General features: G+C 47.2%; 18 protein-coding genes. 11 read left to right on the top strand and 7 right to left on the bottom strand.

Translation table 11 applies throughout. The annotated features are described in order from the left end of the window. Positions 1-15: 15 nt before the first annotated feature. The gene (locus LPA26_RS12765; protein ID WP_229008637.1) at positions 16-1,275 is read right to left on the bottom strand and encodes an MFS transporter; all 1,260 of its coding nucleotides are present in this window, start codon (positions 1,273-1,275) and stop codon (positions 16-18) included. Positions 1,276-1,335: 60 nt separating this feature from the next. Continuing rightward, positions 1,336-3,336, bottom strand: a complete 2,001-nt coding sequence (locus LPA26_RS12760) for an MHYT domain-containing protein (protein ID WP_229008636.1) — start codon at positions 3,334-3,336, stop codon at positions 1,336-1,338. Between the two features lie 163 nt (positions 3,337-3,499). On the opposite strand from LPA26_RS12760, the gene LPA26_RS12755 reads away from it, so the two are divergent. Continuing rightward, entirely contained in the window at positions 3,500-4,090 is a 591-nt protein-coding gene (locus tag LPA26_RS12755; protein ID WP_229008635.1) for a biliverdin-producing heme oxygenase, read from the top strand. Next, positions 4,087-6,252, top strand: coding sequence for an ATP-binding protein (locus LPA26_RS12750; protein ID WP_229008634.1), 2,166 nt, complete (start codon positions 4,087-4,089; stop codon positions 6,250-6,252). The genes LPA26_RS12755 and LPA26_RS12750 overlap by 4 nt, the downstream gene beginning before the upstream one ends. A 57-nt stretch (positions 6,253-6,309) precedes the next feature. Here LPA26_RS12750 and LPA26_RS12745 read toward each other — a convergent pair whose 3' ends face one another. Together LPA26_RS12745 and LPA26_RS12740 are read right to left on the bottom strand one after the other, a co-directional pair. Next, positions 6,310-6,846, bottom strand: coding sequence for a D-alanyl-D-alanine carboxypeptidase family protein (locus LPA26_RS12745; protein ID WP_229008633.1), 537 nt, complete (start codon positions 6,844-6,846; stop codon positions 6,310-6,312). 378 nt (positions 6,847-7,224) lie between these two features. After that, a complete protein-coding gene (locus tag LPA26_RS12740; RefSeq protein WP_229008632.1) occupies positions 7,225-7,578 on the bottom strand; it encodes a hypothetical protein in 354 nt (117 codons plus the stop codon). A 124-nt stretch (positions 7,579-7,702) separates the two neighbouring features. Between LPA26_RS12740 and LPA26_RS12735 the strand changes: the two genes are divergently transcribed. Both LPA26_RS12735 and rnk read left to right on the top strand, forming a co-directional pair. After that, positions 7,703-8,608 (top strand): LysR family transcriptional regulator, encoded by a 906-nt coding sequence (locus LPA26_RS12735; RefSeq protein ID WP_229008631.1) that lies wholly within the window; start codon positions 7,703-7,705, stop codon positions 8,606-8,608. Between the two features lie 240 nt (positions 8,609-8,848). Next, the gene (gene rnk / locus LPA26_RS12730; RefSeq protein ID WP_229008630.1) at positions 8,849-9,208 is read left to right on the top strand and encodes a nucleoside diphosphate kinase regulator; all 360 of its coding nucleotides are present in this window, start codon (positions 8,849-8,851) and stop codon (positions 9,206-9,208) included. A gap of 143 nt (positions 9,209-9,351) precedes the next feature. Here the strand turns inward: rnk and LPA26_RS12725 are convergent, their stop codons facing one another. Beyond that, on the bottom strand, positions 9,352-10,101 hold the full coding sequence (locus LPA26_RS12725; protein ID WP_229008629.1) for an AAA family ATPase: 750 nt from the start codon (positions 10,099-10,101) through the stop codon (positions 9,352-9,354). 205 nt (positions 10,102-10,306) lie between these two features. Between LPA26_RS12725 and LPA26_RS12720 the strand changes: the two genes are divergently transcribed. Further along, positions 10,307-10,582: a hypothetical protein gene (locus LPA26_RS12720; protein ID WP_229008628.1), complete on the top strand. Its 276-nt coding sequence runs from the start codon at positions 10,307-10,309 to the stop codon at positions 10,580-10,582. A 48-nt stretch (positions 10,583-10,630) separates the two neighbouring features. On the opposite strand, the gene LPA26_RS12715 is transcribed toward LPA26_RS12720, so the two are convergent. Further along, positions 10,631-11,074 carry an OB-fold putative lipoprotein gene (locus tag LPA26_RS12715; protein WP_229008627.1) on the bottom strand — a complete coding sequence of 148 codons (444 nt, stop codon included), beginning with the start codon at positions 11,072-11,074 and terminating at the stop codon, positions 10,631-10,633. Between the two features lie 289 nt (positions 11,075-11,363). Between LPA26_RS12715 and LPA26_RS12710 the strand changes: the two genes are divergently transcribed. Beyond that, positions 11,364-11,594 (top strand): DUF2171 domain-containing protein, encoded by a 231-nt coding sequence (locus LPA26_RS12710; protein ID WP_055828448.1) that lies wholly within the window; start codon positions 11,364-11,366, stop codon positions 11,592-11,594. A 196-nt stretch (positions 11,595-11,790) separates the two neighbouring features. Next, a complete protein-coding gene (locus LPA26_RS12705; protein WP_229008626.1) occupies positions 11,791-12,051 on the top strand; it encodes a hypothetical protein in 261 nt (86 codons plus the stop codon). Between the two features lie 51 nt (positions 12,052-12,102). Here LPA26_RS12705 and LPA26_RS12700 read toward each other — a convergent pair whose 3' ends face one another. Continuing rightward, a complete protein-coding gene (locus tag LPA26_RS12700; protein WP_229008625.1) occupies positions 12,103-12,798 on the bottom strand; it encodes a GntR family transcriptional regulator in 696 nt (231 codons plus the stop codon). Positions 12,799-13,013: 215 nt separating this feature from the next. On the opposite strand from LPA26_RS12700, the gene LPA26_RS12695 reads away from it, so the two are divergent. From LPA26_RS12695 to LPA26_RS12680, 4 genes are read left to right on the top strand one after another with little or no spacing between them, the layout of a single operon-like run. After that, a complete protein-coding gene (locus LPA26_RS12695; protein WP_229008624.1) occupies positions 13,014-13,853 on the top strand; it encodes an ABC transporter ATP-binding protein in 840 nt (279 codons plus the stop codon). 13 nt (positions 13,854-13,866) lie between these two features. Next, on the top strand, positions 13,867-14,874 hold the full coding sequence (locus tag LPA26_RS12690) for an ABC transporter substrate-binding protein (protein WP_229008623.1): 1,008 nt from the start codon (positions 13,867-13,869) through the stop codon (positions 14,872-14,874). A 2-nt stretch (positions 14,875-14,876) separates the two neighbouring features. Continuing rightward, complete coding sequence (locus LPA26_RS12685; protein WP_229008622.1) at positions 14,877-15,629, top strand: ABC transporter permease; 753 nt, start codon at positions 14,877-14,879, stop codon at positions 15,627-15,629. A 9-nt stretch (positions 15,630-15,638) separates the two neighbouring features. Then, positions 15,639-18,008, top strand: a complete 2,370-nt coding sequence (locus LPA26_RS12680; RefSeq protein WP_229008621.1) for a hypothetical protein — start codon at positions 15,639-15,641, stop codon at positions 18,006-18,008. Positions 18,009-18,036: the final 28 nt, after the last annotated feature.

Raw genomic sequence — 18,036 nt, 5'->3', positions numbered from 1 at the left:
GTTTAGTAACAGATATTAATTTGACCTAAAGTTATTGTCATCTGCGATGGCATCTTCTTCAGAAAAACCCTTGGTCTCGGGCATGGCCAGCAATAGCAAAGTAAATGCCGCCGTGGCAATTGCCGCAAGGGTGAGGAAGGCTGCGTTGTAGCCTGCCTCCTGTAGTACTAGACCCGCCACGCCGGGGCTGAGCGCCGCTCCCAATCCAAATACAGTGGAGAGTGCACCCAGGCTGACATTAAATCTTCCAGTCCCCTGTGTGAGGTCTTTCACAATGATAGGGAACAGTGCACCAAAGATGCCGGCGCCTATGCCATCCAGCAACTGCACCCCCAATAACCAGTACGGGTCGTCAGACAAGATGTAAAGCACGCCACGTAGCGGGAGTATCAGAAAGCCCGCAAGCAATAAAGGTTTGCGACCCCATGTATCCGCTTTAGCACCCACCAGCATCGCCATAGGCACCATCACCAGCTGTGCGGCAACGATACAGGCGGATGTTAATGGCGTCGCCATCTGTAAGTTAATCTGGGCCAGCTTCTGGCTGACAAGTGGCAGCATGGCCGCATTAGACAGGTGAAACAATGCACAACAAACGGCGAAAGTGATTAGCGATTTGTTAGTGAGCAACACTCGCAACCCTGAAGCATGTTCTGTATCTGATGACGGACTGGGAATTGAACCTCTCGCCAGGTTGTGATCAATTTCATCTGCAGAGATAAAACTGACAGAAATTACACTACCGATCGCCATGGCGCCCATTAAATAAAAGACGACGACTGGACCAAAGAAATAAGCGAAGACACCTGCCAGCAGGGCGGCAACGGCATTACCTGCATGGTTAAAGGTTTCATTGCGGCCGGTTCTTTGTGTGAATGCACGTGGGCCAGTAATGCCGAGCGAGATAGCAGCGATGGCGGGTGCGAATACAGATGCGGAGAGTGCGCTAATGGCTTGTGTGAGCGCCACCAAACTGAATGTGCTTATGAACGGAAGAATGACGCTGCTAATAGTCACCAGTAAGGCGGCAATGATGATGACTGCGCGTTTGCGATGTGTTTTATCAAGCAGGGCGCCAGCGGGTATTTGCGTGACTAGCGCCGTCACACCGGCAAGCGTCATTACAAAGCCAATGCTGGCTGGTTCCCAGTGGTGTACTGCCAGTAAATAGATGGCCAGGTAAGGGCCTAATCCATCGCGGACATCCGCCAGGAAAAAATTTAGGGCATCCAGAGAAAGGGTATTGCGATGGCTTATTGTTTTTTGTGTACTCACGCTAGCTTCCTAAGCGAATGTTAATAAACCAGAAACCGCCTTTAGAGTCCTTTAATTGCTTTAAGCTGCAGCACTTTCTTTTGCGTGCAAAGGAAGCCTGATAGTGAATTGGCTACCTGATCCCAAACCTTCACTGTGGCAGCTGACCGTGCCATCGTGAAGCTGAACCAGGGTTTTAACCAATGCCAAGCCCAGCCCTAATCCGCCTTGTGATCGATCGGAGCTACGTTTTGCCTGGGCAAACAAGTCAAAAATCAGTTTCTGGTCTTCGGGGATAATACCAATACCATCATCTGTGATCGTGATAGTGACTTGGTCGTCGGCGGTTTCCAGGCTCAAACTGATATTGCCTTGCGCGGGTGTATATTTCGCAGCGTTATTGAGCAGGTTGGATACCACCTGGACTAAGCGTTTGAAATCGCCTAACACACTGACGGGTCTTGATTCGATTTGAAGGGAAAGCGTTTGCTGTTTTGAGTCGATTAAAGGCTTCACTTGTTCAACTGAATCCGAAATCACGGCCAGCATGTCTTGAGGTGAATTTTCAATGATGACCAGGCCTCTGTTCACTCTGGATACGTCTAGTAAATCATCGACCAGCCCTACCATATGTTTTACCTGGCGTTGAATGATCTCGGTGGAATTCCTGACTCTTGCTTCATCAAAGTTGCTTAAAGACATGATGTGGGCAGCGGCGCTGATCGGTGCCAAAGGATTTCTCAACTCATGCGCCAGCATGGCAAGAAAATCATCCTTGCGCATATCTGCTTCGCGCAGGGCCTTCTCACTCTGCCTTAACACGATTTCGTTCTCTTTAAGTGCTTCCCTCACATTGTAGCGGTCAGTCACATCACGGGTAGTACCTGCCACACACTTGACCTCGCCTTGCTCATCAAATACCGGCACAAAAATGTAGTCATACATGCGCCGGCCAAAGGCGCCATCAAAAAAGACTTCACCACGCAATGGCTTTTTAGTACTGCGTACAGTATCGATTTCCTTATCATGCATTTCAGCATGCCAGGGTTCATAGCCAAGTTCCAGGAAGGTCTTGCCGACGGTTTCTTCATAGGTACGGCCAAACAGTTTCAAGAGCTCTTCATTGGCATAGGCAAAATGATGATGCACCTCGCCAAATTCAAAAATATAAACAAAATCTGGGATGGTATTGAGGATAGTCTCGTAAAGACGTTTGCGCTCTTCTGAGCTCTTCAGCAACTGTTCATTTTGCAGGCCTAGATTATCTGCTAGATGACGCGCTGTTTGCTCACGCTGCAACAAATCCTGGCGCTCATCTGAGGTTGATTGCACCAGCGCTAAAATCTGGGATCGTGATTCAAGCCTGGCATTGAACAATGATGCTGTCATCGCAATCGTGAAGATGCCAAAGGTGGCGATGATGACGATGAGTGCCAAACTATCCTGGCTGAAGCCATCCGTTGCCGCCATACAGATACTTCCCAGCGGAAACTCTGCTGCGGCCATTCCAGTGTAGTGCATCCCCACAATGGCCGAGCCCATCACCACAGCTGCACAAAATCGCGTGAGCATAATATTTTTAGTACCTTGCCGTAATCGGAATGCAATCCACATGGCTGCACCAGAAGCGCTCACCGCGATAAAGGCTGATGTAACAAACAATAAAGGGTCATAAACAATGCCCGGTTGCATCCGCATGGCCGCCATACCGGTGTAATGCATGGCAGTAATGCCCGCCCCCATCAAAAGCGCGCTGACAACCAGGCTTTTAACGGGTAGCTTCGGCCGGCTGGCTTGCCACAAGGCCAATGCAGATACGCCGATTGGAAGTGCCAGTGATAAGACAGTAATGCTGAAGTCATACCCTAGCGGGATAGGCAGGCGAAATGCCAGCATGCCAATGAAATGCATTGCCCAAATTCCGATACCTATCGCTAATGCACCACCGGCTATCCACCAGCGCGCAGCTTTGGCATCTGATTTTGTGATGGTCCCGGCCAGACTGATGGCGAAGTAAGAAGCGAAAATGGCAACAAGGATAGAGGCGATGACGAGTGGTGTTTGATAATGACTAACCAACATTGATGTGCCTTTTTTGCCAGTGGCTGCTTGTTTAAAGTTTTTATTTCTTGCTAATTTATAGGCGCATCAAGGCACCAAATGTGTAACAATCTTGTTTCAAATTTAATGCAATTTTTTGCTATGTGGTAATAATTATTGCAATAGTAAAGCATCCTATGATTACATGATAGCTATGATAACAACGGCCTCAGATACAGTGCTACCCCTGCTACGGAAAGCCACAGCAGAATTACATGCAAAATTAGATAATAGCCTGCCATTAGCCTCTGCATACCCATCCATTGAAGATTATTCTCAGCACTTGCTTGGTTTCAAAAACTGGCTTTCTGAAATTGCCGCGTTTGTTGATCGCAGCAGTTTTTCATCGAGTGAGTTTAGCGAGATCAATACGGCGTTACTCAAGCTGCTTGAACGTGATTTACAGGCACTGAATGTCAAAGTAACTTCTCCGGCGCCTAGCAACGAAAGTTCTATCAAGCTGAATGCTGCCTACTGTATGGGGATCGAATACGTTGTTAAAGGTTCCGCTTTGGGGTCCGCGATGCTTTATAACAAAGCAGCAAAAATGTTTCCTGCTGCGCCTATTGAATTTATGCAGGATTCAAAAAACAATGGCAAGCACCGCTGGAAAGAATTTATTGAAAAGCTCGAGGCGTATGACTGGACTGAAGACGACTTGGCGAGCGCTCAGCAAGGCTCAGTATGGGCTTTCCAGCGCTACATCAAATTGCATGAGATGTCTCAAGAACAATGACTCAATTAACGCTGGATAATTGCGATCAAGAACCCATCCATACGCCTGGTGCTATCCAGCCGAACGGCGCTTTATTGGGTTTTGCGCTTAGTGGCGACTTGCTTTATTTCAGCGAAAATGCGGCCGGCTTTCTGGGAAGCATTCCGTCAAGTTCGCTAAATAATCTGCATCTTGAAACGTTACCGGGCGCAGCTGAGTATATTCTGCAATATCTGGAAGATGCCAGAAATGGCCAGGCGATACTGATCACCCATGAGCTGAATGCGATAGACCATAGAGTTTATGATCTGGTGATGCATACATATGCCGATATCGTGATTGCCGAGTTTGAAATCAGAAGCCTGGCTGATGATGACACCATTTCTTTTTCGGTGAAAGTGCAGAAGGCACTTAACGTTATCCGCCAGCAAAAATCGATTGCTTCAGTCATGCAGGCAGCAGCAAATGAAGTCAGGCTTCTCACCGGGTTTGACAGGGTCATGTCCTACATTTTCCATCAGGATGATAGCGGACACATTGTCGCGGAATCAAAACGTGATGATCTTGAACCTCTTGTGAATCGCCATTACCCGGCCAGCGATATCCCTCCCCAGGCGAGACGTCTATATATTGAAAATACGCTGCGCCTGATCTCGGATGTGTCCAGCACACCCATACCCATTCTCAGCTTGGGTAATCAGCCGCTGTTAGACATGAGTCACTGCATACTGCGCAGTGTGTCACCTATCCACATTGAGTATTTACAGAATATGGGTGTCGGTGCATCCATGAGTATTTCAATCGTCGTGAATGGCAGGCTGTGGGGGCTGATTGCATGTCATCACATGTCCAAAAAACAGGTGCCTTACTCATTGCGCATGGCTGGCGATGTACTTTGCCAGATACTTGGCAGTACGGTTAACCAGCTGGAAACCAAGGCGGCGGCCGATCAGAGTGTATTAGCTTCGGTTGAGCGCGCACAGCTTTCCCTTAAACTGGTCAATTCAGAAGATTACGTTAAGGACTTGCTGGATAGCGCTGCTTCGTTTAAAAAAATCATTCAGGCCGATGCCGTATTGATTACTTTTAATGGCCGCGTGAATACGCTCGAAGTCAGACCTGAATTAGCCAATGAGCTGATTCACTGGTTAGATGGTCTACCAGAAGATTACTTTCAGTTTAGCTCTGTCCAGGAAGCACCTCCTTTTTTTACCACTGTAGGTAACGGCCTCACAGGTGCGTTAGGCTTCTCGATCGATAGAAGTAACCAAAGCTGGATCATTTATCTGCGACTGGAAAAAGTCCACACCATCAGCTGGTCTGGTTTCCCTGAAAAAGAGTATAAGGTGGGACCCTTGGGGATCAGGTTAACGCCCCGGGGCTCATTTGATGAGTGGAAAGAAACCGTAAAAGGACAGTGTGAAGCGTGGACACAGACAGAAATATCCGTCGCTAAAGACTTGCAGCTGGATTTGATGAAGGTCACCAACACTAAGAGTGCCGAGAATAACCGTTTACGCACGCAGTTGATGGCGATTCTGGGGCACGATTTAAGGGATCCACTAAACTCTATCAGTATGGCGAATCAATTCCTGGAGCGCGAGGAAGGCTCTTCAAAAATGCGGGCCCGCATTAAAAGCTCTACAGGGAGAATGAGCCGCTTGATTACTGATGTGATGGATATGGCAAAACTGCACGGAGGCATGGGGTTAAAAGTCAGCCCGGTCGAAACAGACCTGACCTCTTTGTTGAATGAGATTATTGAAGAAAACCGGGTTGGTTATCCGAGCTCTGAAATTATTTCTGATATTTGCGAAATAGTCACGGTAGTCGATCCTGACCGGATTAGCCAGGTGATTGCCAATTTAATCAGCAATGCCCGGCATCATGGTGAGATCGGCACGCCCATCAAGGTCATCCTGCAAAATAACACAGGCGTGATCACACTTGCTATACGAAACAAAGGTGCCGCGATAGATCCGGAATTAACGAAGATATTGTTTGACCCTTTCAAACGCTTATCCAAGCAAAATGATCGTAACAAAACCGGCATGGGCTTGGGCCTGTATATTTCGAATGAAATCATGAAGGCTCACAATGGTGAAATTATCTACAGCTATGATGATGAGAGTGCGGAAGTAGTATTCACCCTGAAATTAGCTGCTCAACAGAATTGGGAATGATTATTAAACGCTATCTTCAAAAGCTGAAGAGGTTAACCTGGGTAACTTAACGCTCTGCTAACCCAATCCGCTAGCAGTCGCAGGCTGGTAGCACCAATGCCAAGGCTCGTACTGATAACCTAATGCATTTCCCGCTGGATACGACAAGTAAAAACCAAAGTCATTGGCGCGGCTTTGCAGCCAGTAAAAGGCTGTGGTCTGTTCAAATTCCACTTCTAAAATCGGGCCGCCGTAAGTAGCCACGTCAATGGCTCTGCCGGTATGATGCTCGCTAAATCCGGGAGGCGCGTTGATCTCAAGGATTTTATTAATCGGTTGGCCGTTGACTAATTTACCGCGGATGATTTCGATTTGCCGGTCTATGCTTCGGAAAGCAGAAACGATATATATCGAAATACCTTCACCGAGCGCTGCCGCTTTCATCCTCTTCCAGGCATTTGCGGCTTCGGGAGTCAGGTAATGTTCTCTACCACTGGTTTCAATTTCGGCAAGCACCAGCTGGTCAGTTTCAACATACTGTTGCATGCCTCTGGCAATTAATGCTTCTGTCGAAATACCAAGTTCTGCGATGAGTAAAGTTAAACGGTCATCCATGAAGTATTAGCTCAGATTAATAAAAATGGTGGTTTTTTGAGATTTCATTCTTTTTAATGATCAGATCTAATGCATATCCATTTTCAATATATCCTTCATTGAAATGCAATATCTTTCCTGAATCAAAAGTCACATCAATGGAAAGGCTTCCCTCGCTATTGGGAAGTAATTCACAGTCATACTTGTACCATCTTTCGGTGGTGGGATGAGTAAGTTGCCTGAAATAATGTTAAAAACGCCAGCATCAAGCAGGCGTTTTTTAGATTAAGACTAGAATAAAAATGGAGTGAGCAGGGAAGGTTTCTATTTTGTCACTAAACGCATGCCGCCCCAGCTGGATATTTTTTGCAGTATGTCATTTACCTTGCACCAAAGGTATCAAACATAGGTATCCACGTTGGTAGTGACACTAGGCGAAAATGCACCTAAAAAGATTGCCAGTGCGTGATAGATATAAGGCACAGCTGAAATCACGGCCAGTGCTGGTGTCAAATCAAATATAAACGCAACTGTCGGGATGAACACCAGCCAATTTTTGGCTATCATGGCACCCCTGACCAGACATAGTCCCCAGATCCCCACCATACACAATACATACAGTAATGAAGTCATATTGAATGTGTTTAATGACAAGCCGTTTTGGACAAGGCCAGCATCAGCCAGGTAAGTTGGCAAAACCAGCAAAAGATAAGAAACAATAAACAATCTGGTATCAGAAAAAATTTTATACATGGTCAAATCCCCTGGTTAAGCTTTATTTGAATAATTGATCTAAGGCTTATGTTAGCCATTTCTGTAAAGAAAATAAGTCCATCAAATCGCATAGCACTGTTTCCTAATAGGATACAATCAATGGATGTATGATTTGAATCTGATGATTATTTTTGCCAATGTGGTGAACGAGCAAAGCTTCTCAGCCGCTTCGCGCAAGATGGGAATGACCAAATCTTCAGTCAGCAAAGCTGTAGCCAAGCTGGAGCATGCATTAGGGGCCAGCCTGCTTAACCGGAGTACCCGGCACCTTAGCCTGACCGAAATTGGTGCCAGTTTTTATGACTATTGCACGCGCATTCATCTGGAAGCTGAAGAAGCGCACCAAATGATTGAAAGCCTGAATGCGCAACCTCGAGGCATGCTTAAAGTGGCAGCCTCCGTGGCATTTGGCACCTTGCATATAGCCCCCGCGATTGCCGAGTTTATGCATCGATATCCGCAACTGGAAATCGACATGACCATTACGGATCGATCAGTGGATTTGATTGAAGAAGGCTATGATGTGGTGATCACCGTGACCAGAGATTTACCGCTCAGTCTGGTAGCGAGAAGATTAGCGCCAATCCGGCGAAATCTGTGTGCAACGCCAGGCTACTTCGATCGCCACGGAGTGCCGATCGCCCCGCAAGAGCTGGTCAATCACAATTGTCTGGATTACATACACTCGGGAGATAAAGGTCAGTGGCGTTTCAATGGGCCGGAAGGTGCCGTGACAGTAAATGTATCCGGCAGGTTGCGTATCAATGATGATGAGGCTTTGTCACAAGTGGTATTGGGAGGCTTTGGCATGGCGTTATTACCAACGTTTATCATTGGTAAAGACCTCCAGGCCAAACGGCTAAGATCGGTATTGTCAGAATATATTCCGATTGAGCAGCATGTCTACGCATTGCATTTGCCCAAACGAAACTTACCGTTGAAAACGCGAGTTTTTATTGACTATTTGTCTGAGCGATTTGGCGCAGAACCTTATTGGGATAAAGAGTAAGTGTCCCGCCGGGACTGGAAGATAACAACATGCTTAGTTTATTTTCTTTCCCGGTATTGTTCATTCAATCTGTAGCCTCTCCCTAAATTTCTACCAAACTATTTTCTTTTCTACGAAAGAATTGTAGCTATAAAAGAAACAGTCATGTGCAATTAAACAGGCTAATTTTTTATATCTACCTGGATTATCCTGTGAGCTTGCGTGAACGGTTGATTAGCATTCATTAGAGGACCAGGAAATATGGAATCTGAAAACTTAATATTGTCGGAGCAGGACTATGCACGTTTATCCCTGTTTAAAAATGATGCATTGTTACGAGATGAGTTAGGCAGAGCTGTGGTCGTGTCAGCGGATCAAATGCCTGATAATGTCGTGAGAATGCATTCACGGGTGATTTACCTGGATAAAAGTAATGGCTTGCAAAGGGAAGTTGAGCTGTGTTTCCCGGAAGAGGCAGATTTCAAGTCTGGAAAAATTTCTGTATTTTCACCAGTAGGCACTGCTTTAATTGGTTTAAAAGTGGGTCATGAGATTGAATGGCCATTTCCGAATGGCGAATCCAGGCGTCTCGAGGTGGTAGGGGTGACTCATGCACCTTGAAAAATGCCGTTGGAGTCAGCGCTAAATTCACTGGCCGGAGGATTACTAACGCAAAAACCTAAATTCAGACTCAAGGTGAGCACTTTGGGTCTTTTTTTGATGCAAGTAATTATCCAGATGGTTAGAGGCAGGCGGCGTAGTGTTTAAATGTTCAACAGTACCTTTAACATCCGCTCTGGATGCATGATGAAATCATGTGTAATTTGATAATGCTCTGTGTCCCGGTATTCAGTGCGGGTGAGTCCGGATGGAGAGCAGGCATATATCCAGGCATCGGGGTATGCCATCAGAATTGGCGAGTGGGTAGCGATGATAAATTGCGAATCATCATTGATCAGGTCATGCATGCGCGTGAGTACCGCTAACTGTCGTTGCGGAGATAGCGCGGCTTCTGGCTCATCCAGAATATAAAGCCCTTTACCGCCAAAACGGTTCATCATCAAAGCAAGAAATGACTCACCGTGTGATTGCTCATGCAGCGAATGGCCGCCGTAAGAATTGATAATCGGTGGCCCGTATGCAGGGGCTGCGTCCAGGTTTTCTATCTCGGTAGCAACATTGAAGAAGCTCTCGGCGCGTAAAAAGAATCCATCCGTTGGTTGCCGTGTTCCCTTGGCGACACGGATAAATTCATTTAACTGCGAGTGTGATGCACGTGTTCCGAAACGAAAATTCTTGGTCCCGCCTTCCGCATTAAATCCTAAAGAAACTGCAATCGCTTCGAGTAAAGTTGATTTCCCCGAGCCATTTTCCCCCACCAGGAATGTGATCTTCGGATGAAGTTCTAATGTACTTAAAGACCGTACTGCCGAAAGAGAAAACGGGTAAGTTTCAAAGGACTCAATTCCCTCCCGTTTCAGGCTGATATTTCTGACATATTGAGTTGAGATCATGGAGTTTGAAAAGCGTTAGTTGGTTGTGATGCTGACTGGAAGTTTAATATCAATTAGTTTTTAATGCTTACTTAATCCGGCTTTAAGAAATCTCTTACAGCAGAATCAGTAGTGTTCTGATAATCTCAAAATCCCTTCGCTACTAGTATCTCTAGACACTTAACAAAATCAGGCTAATGTTCGAAATGCTTGAATTGGAGATTCAATGACTACCGATTTAAACTGTCCTGTCGAGGGTACTGATAACCCGAAAGATAAATACAAAGATATCAACATCAACAGAAACAATGATGGAAATTCAGGAAGCCCGCCTACGGATATGGAAAAACAACCCGGCAATATTCCGGGTGTGGACCCCGAAGACCATCCAGCGATTAAGACAAAGATCCAGCCCGCAAAAATGCAGGGCATTGATGCAAATAATCAGCCTGATATAGTGCCCGGTGAGATGCTGGAAGATGAAAAATTTACCGAGAAATGAGTCAGTGAGCTTTATCTAATTAAAAAGGCCCGTTTTACGGGCCTTGGTTTAATCTAGAAATTTACACTCACCTGCCATCGGGATTTCAGCAAGATCGCCTTGCCCGATACATTCAAGCTTGATGTTTTGCCCGACTTTCAATTCTGCGGCTTTATCTTTCTCACTTTGCTGCAATACAAATTGCGGTTCTTTATCCGTATTCACACCACCTTTTAAACGCACATAAGGCTCTTTAATCAAATTCTTGCTGACCTCAGCAACTGTGCCAGTGACGTTAAAAGTGATGTCTTTGAATTTATTATCGGCAGTGACCACATTATCCGCATAAGCTTTTGCGATCTCATTTGCAGTGGTTTCAAAAGGCACTTTCTCTTCCACAATTTTGTTATCAGAGGTTCTCTCCTGAATTTTTTCTGTGGGTTTATCACACGCGTTTAAATTAAGCACCATCAGCCCGGCCAACATACCAAGCAAGTAGTTGTTTTTAGTCATAAACACTCCGTCCGTTATTTAAAGTTTTGATTATTGAGACACTGGTTTTAAAACAGCATAGATTTGTAAAAAGTACACAATGGCTAGAACCTGAAGTCTTTCCTTAGTTCCATCTCCCCATTTTTTGTCGTTTATGGGCCGGTGACTCCAAGCCCGTGTGCAAGCCATATTGGAGAGTTTTATAGTCTCTTTCCTACGTTAGTTTCAGACATAACTTATAACGCAAGGCTAGAATTAACCTTACTCTGATATTTAAACCGGAATACCGGTTCATCCTTGGAGATAAGATATGAATACCAGTCAGATTATTCCCGAAATGCCAGTGGTCTGTTCACAGGGTGGCCAATTCGCCACTGTGGATCATATGGAAGGCAGCAATACCATCAAGCTGAAAAAAGACGGGCAGGGTCAGCATCACTATATTCCAACCAGTTGGGTCACCGGCGTTGAAAACGGAAAAGTAGTGGTTGACCGCCCAGGTGATGAAGCCATGAAAGATTGGTCTAGCAAGCCTATGTAGTCATGCATGTAATCAGTCATTAGAAAAAGGAGCCTAGGCTCCTTTTCTGATAGTGAAATGTAGAACGTCATCACTTCTGACACGCGATTCTTACAGCCTTATCAGCTATTTTCTGATGAAAACTTTCTGCATGGCTAAATAAGATAGATGTGCAAAAAATTATATATGAGCGTAATTCTGTAAAAAGGAGAAGGTAATGGCTACTGACCCGAATGGCAAGATTGAGGGTGTTGGAGAGCAAGTGAATCAACCAGATCATCAAACGGATATCCATCCTGATGAAACAGACGATGTAAATCCCGCGAACATACCGGAGATTGAACCAGGGAAAATTCCTGGTGTTGATCCCGAAGTCGTCCCAGGCGTGGAGCCGGAAATTGCACCTGTGGTTGAACCAGAGATTGAACCTGGAAAGATTCTGGACGATTCATTAATCCCGCCTAAAAATCCTGCCTAGGCAAACACGATTCAATAAAATTAGTGACAGGTGCGGCGCTCGTTTGTTGATTTAGCTGACTTTGAAGTGGCTGCTCAACACAAATTCGTAATGTTCAGGGCGGATATAGAATATTGAATGGTCACAACACGTGTTGTTTGATAGATATGAAAGCCTCTTCATAATCAATAATGGCATGCCAGGGCTGATTTCCAGAGCTTTGGCATGTTTTACATCAGCCAATTGTGCGGTAATCGATAACTCTGCTCTCTCCACTTTCAGTCCTGTCACGGTTTCTATCGCCTTGTAGCTTGGCTGACTTTCAATAGTATCCAAACTCACTGCTGCAACTTCTGCAAGCAGATGGCTTTTGCCGATTGCAATAGGTTGATTATCAACCACGTGCAAGCGTTCGATGAACAGGCTTTGAGTACTCTCCGCACTGAATGTGCTTTTCAAATTTTCGGGAATATCAATGACACGATGGGAAAGCAGGCGCATTTCCGGTTTGAGTCCCTGTATCACCAGCGTCTCGTGAAAGCTGCGTAAAGTATCCAGGCCATAGCGTAATTGCTTGTTGAAAACATAAGTGCCTTTGCCTTGCTTGCGCTCGACAATTTTCTCTTCCACCAGCTGATCCAACGCCAGTCTGACGGTTATCCGGCTGACGTTAAAACGTGCCTGCAATTCCGCTTCGGAAGGTAACTTGCCTGACGGCTCATACAAACCGCTGCTGATCTCTTCGCGTAGCAGGGATGAAATCTGCAAATATAAAGCAGTGGGGTTTTCCCGTATTAAAGGTGAAGGTATGGATTTCAATTGCGCTTATCTTGTATAAATCAGGAATGAGTAACTGACAGATTGTATGCGTTTGCATGGCAGATTAAATATACAAATAAGTTATAAGAATATATTTTTTTATTCTTTGTGCCAACTTGTATTAACTTGTATTATTTTGACAAATTTTACACTGTTAATAAGTCATGGCCATTCAACGTTCACCAGCGAGTACTAATTCAAATGCCCCGCACAGGCCAGCTGCATCTTTGTCGGTAGATGATATCAACTTTTCTTATGCGAATGGGCATACGGTATTTGATGGGTTTTCGTTGCATGTGCAACCCGGTGAGTTTGTTTCACTTTTGGGTCCTTCAGGTTGCGGCAAGACTACACTTTTAAACCTGTTGTCAGGTTTCCAGAAACCATCATCGGGCACCATCCATATCAATCACCAGCCTGTGCATCCTGAAATGCCTGAACTTGGTTATGTGTTTCAATCGCCGCAACTATTCCCCTGGCTTAGTGCATTAGAAAATGTGCGCTTCGGTCTGCGCATGCAAAAACAGCTAGGTGTTAAAGCGCAACTGGATAAAGCCAGGCACTATCTGTCGCTGGTGGGACTGGATAAAGCCGCAGACAAACTGCCTTATCAGTTGTCTGGAGGGATGCAGCAGCGGGTGTCACTCGCGCGTGCGCTGGTGCTAGAGCCGGCATTGCTATTGATGGATGAACCCTTTGCGGCACTGGACGCAATCACCCGCAACAATCTCAATGAAGAGACGCTACGACTGTGGTCTGAACTCGGCCAAACAGTGCTGTTTATCACGCACGATATTGATGAAGCCATTTTTATGTCTGATCGGGTGGTAGTGCTGGGCATTGCACCGCAAGGCATCCACAGCGAATTGGCTATCAATCTTACCCGTCCGCGAGCGAATATTGATACCCGCAAACTGACGGCGTTTCTGGATTACCGCACTCGCTTAATGAGCACCATATCTGACGTCATTCATACAGATGTCACTTCCAACATTCATTCATGATCAGGAAATAAAAATGATTAAAAAATCTATCACTGCCATTTTTTCTGTCGCCCTCGTTTGCCTGGCGACTAGCGTATTTGCCGAAGAAAAGCCGCTGAGGATTGGCTGGGTGTATGCCATGGCCAATGCACCGGCGGTGATCGCCGATAAAAAGGGATTCTATGCAGCGGAGGGCCTGAATGTAGATCTCAAATCTTTCAACGATGGCCCATTATTGCAACAGGCTGTCGCAGCAGGTGATCTGGATGTCGCTTATGTCGGTTCGCCACCGGTGTATCACTGGTTCTCGCGAGGCCTGGAGAGCAAGATTCTGGCGCAAGTCAATTATGGCCAGGCAGCAGTGATCGCCAATCAGAAAAGCCCGGTGATTACGGTCAGTGATTTACGTGGAAAAAAACTGGCCGGGGTAGCCAAAGGCAGTGGTATGGATGTGTTGCTGCGCGGCTATGTGCTGAAAGAAAAAGCCAGGCTGGACCCTGACCAGGACCTGTCGATTATCAATATGCCGGCTGGCAATATGAATGCGGCACTTGAGCACAATGAAGTGGATGCCGCATTCTCATGGGAGCCGTTTGTCAGCCAATCGTTGTTGCGTGGTTCCAGCAAGTTGGTGCTGGATGTGAATAAAGAGTTGCCGCAATACCCCTGGTATGTGGTGATTGCATTGCCGAAAACGCTCAAGAGCCGTCCGGAAGAAGTGACCAAATTGCTGCGCGCGCATCTGAAGGCGATTGCATTCCTGCAATCAAATCCTGAGGAATCGAACCAGATCATTGCGGAGGCTTTCAAGCTGGAAACTACGCAAGGTGCCAACGGCAAAACCATCAAGCCGGAGGAGATCGTGCAGGAAGCACGCAAGCGCATGGGCTGGTCTGCACGACTGGATACCAAAGACCTGCAATTCATCCAGCGCCTGATGGATTACTCACTGTCATTAGGCTTTATCAATAAACCGCTGAAAGTCGAGCAGGTGGTAGATACCTCTTTCTTGCAAAGAGCCGAGCAGTCTTTAAGTAAATAACAATGAGATTTTCTGCAAAATTCCATTGGGGCTGGTTATCGCTCCCTTTCCTGCTCATCGTCTGGAGCGCGATTGCCAGCCAGTATCCTGCTTATATATTGCCACAGCCGTGGGATGTCGCGCAGGAGGCTGTGCGCTGGCTGAAAGACGGCAGCTTGTGGGTGCATTTGCGAGCCAGCCTGCTTGAGGAAATTGGCGGCTTTGCCCTGGCAACGGTAGTCGCGATATTGCTCGGCTCCCTGGCGGGCTTATCCAACAATTTTCGTGACTTCATCTCGCCATTGAACAGCCTGTTTATGGCCATTCCGCCGGTGGCGTGGGCACCACTGACCATGATCATTTTTGGATTAGGGTATTGGTCGATTGTGATGGTGATCTTTATTGCCGCCGTGTTTCCGATGGCAATTACGATCCAGGAAGGCATACAAAGTATACGTGGTGGTGAAGTGCGTGCTGCGCGTACCCTGGGCGCTGATACCTGGCAAATTATTTTGTATGTATATATCCCCGCTTCATTGCCTTTCGTCACGGCTGCATTACGCATCGGCTTCAGCCAGGCGTGGCGGGCATTAGTGGCCGCTGAAATGATAGGTGCTTCCAAAGGCATAGGCTGGATGGTTTCTATGGGTGGCCAGATTGGCAATAGCAACCAGGTGCTGTTAGGGATCGCGACCATAGGCCTGATTGCCTGGCTGATGGAAAACCTGGCATTCAAACGTTTAGAAAAACACTACCAAACCTGGCGTGTTCATTAAGAGTAAACTATGAAAAATTTCGATCCAAAAAATGAAGCTGGTCAATATATTGCGCCTCAAGGGCTATATGAGCGCAATAAGGCCAGGCCCTTTCTTGGCAGCCTCACCGCTAACCGGCACGAGTTGGTAGCAGGCGAGTGGGCAGAGTTAGTACTGACTTATGAAGTCGGCGGCTCCGGTCTGGCCGATGGTGCCTGGTTAAAGTTGGCCTTTAAATTTTATTCTGACTGGGCATTGTTCCAGACCAGTGATCCAGCAGCTGCAAACTACATCTCTGCTGAATATCAGGCGGGTGAATTGGTGCCTGGGCAAAGTCCTGCTACCGTACAAAGCCTCAAGGTCAGGTTTGACCAGAAGGGGCATGAGCGTCCTTTCCAGAAAACCGTGATTGTCGATGTCGTGGATGGCTATCTCAATCCGGGCGACCGTATCATGATTCGCCTGGGTGACCGCCGTCATGGTGGTCCTGGGACACGGGTACAAAGTTTCGTTGAAAAAGACTTCCAGTTCAGGCTGTTTATCGACCCGCTAGGCAGTTCAAAATTTGCTGAAGTACCTGGCGATGTGTTATTGAATATTATTCCCGGCGAACCTTCAGCGCTGCAGATCATTACGCCACGGTTGGTGAATCGCGAGGAGCCTTTCGATATGATTGTGCGGGCAGACGATGCCTGGGGCAATACCTGCCGCAATCTTCCTTTAGCTGGTAGTTTGTTGTTGTCTGGCGCTAACGGTGAGCACCATGATTTTCCGTTTACCCTGGCGGAACAAGGCTGGGCCATTGTGCGTTTGGGTGGTATCAGGTTAGGTCATCCAGGCGAATGGAAAATACAGGCCAAGGTTGAAGATGCCCGGGTCGCCAACGCGCAAGCCTATGTGAATGTTTCAACAGAAGCGAATGCGTTGCGGCCGCTTTATGCCGACCTGCATGTGCATTCGGATGATACCGTAGGCACGAATGATACCTTGTACAACCTCAGTTATGGCCGTGACGTAGCCGGTCTGGATATCCTGGGTTATACGGCGAATGATTTTAATATTACCGAGCAACGCTGGGACAAGGCGGTTGCCCTGATTCACAGCCTGAATGAGCCAGGCCGGTTTGTTTGCTACCCTGGCACTGAATGGTGCGGTAATTCCTGCGCTGGTGGCGACCGCAATATTGTCTTTTTGCGTGACAGCAAACCGCTGTTTCCTTTCGACGAGCACGGCCGATTGGTACGCTCGTTCGAATGGAATGAGTTTACGCATGGCACGCTGACGCCGGGCGCGTGGCCGGTCGATGATTTGTATGCCGCCTATGCGCATGACCCGGAAGGGCATTTGATGATGCCGCATGTAGGTGGTCGACGTTGCAACCTGGATTGGCATCACCCCGAGCTGGAAAGACTGATAGAAGTCAGTTCGGCCTGGGGCCAGTTTCACTGGGTCTACGCCGAAGCCTTGCAACGCGGTTACCGCGTAGGTGCTGCTGCCAATAGTGACGAGCATCAGGGGCGTTGCGGCGGTGGCGTACCGGCCACTGCAGTATTTGGTTCCCGTGGCGGCTTAACAGGTGTGTTAGCCACGCAGTTTGATCGCGAAGGGGTAGCCAAGGCACTTCGTGCCCGCCATACCTTTGCCACGACCGGCGAGCGCAGTTTTGCCAGCTTGCGGCAAGCAGAACACCTGATGGGTGACGCATATGTGCCTGAGCTATCCGTTCCGCTGGAATACCAGGTGCTGGGAGACCAGGGTTGGGAAGAAGTCAGTCTATACGCAGGTGGCCAGCGCATCTGGGCACGCAACCTACATGAGGAGTTGGGATTGGCCAGCAACCGCATCCGCATAAGACTGGGTGGGGCAAGAATCAAGGATCGTTACCGCGGTGCCTACTGGACGGGAGAGGTTCAGGTAACTGGCGCAACGATTACCGATTTCAGTGCGTTTGGCCTTGATCATCCCGAACAGGTTTGCTGGCGTAATGATGCTTCCACTATTGGTTTCCGTACCGATACCAATGGCGACAGTGACAGCATAGAGATTGAGCTTTCCAACCTGGCTGGCTGCAAAATTATGTTGAAATCGCGTATTGATAGCTACATTAAAGTAGGTGATCCATTAGAGCCACAACCTTATGTGCATGCGCCGGAAGTGAAGCTCGAACTGGATGGCGACAGCTTGTTGGCAACACAGCAACTCGAAAAACAATTACCGGGCGCAGAATTGAAAGTGGCTATAGAACGTATTACTGATAAAGAGTTACCACGCGATGTTTCCGGGCAGATTGACTTACCGGCGCTAGAACTCGAATCCGGCAGGGAGCATGCTTTATTCATCACCGCCAGACAGCGTGATCAATCCAGGGTATGGACTTCGGCACTGTTTTTAAGCTTGTAGTGCAGGTCGGGAAAAACTCCTATAGGCA

Origin of the sequence: Methylophilus sp. Leaf408 (assembly GCF_916856905.1) — a bacterium.
Lineage (GTDB): Bacteria > Pseudomonadota > Gammaproteobacteria > Burkholderiales > Methylophilaceae > Methylophilus.
Note: the sequence above shows the minus strand (reverse complement) of the source record. Positions and strands in the feature narration are given on the sequence as shown.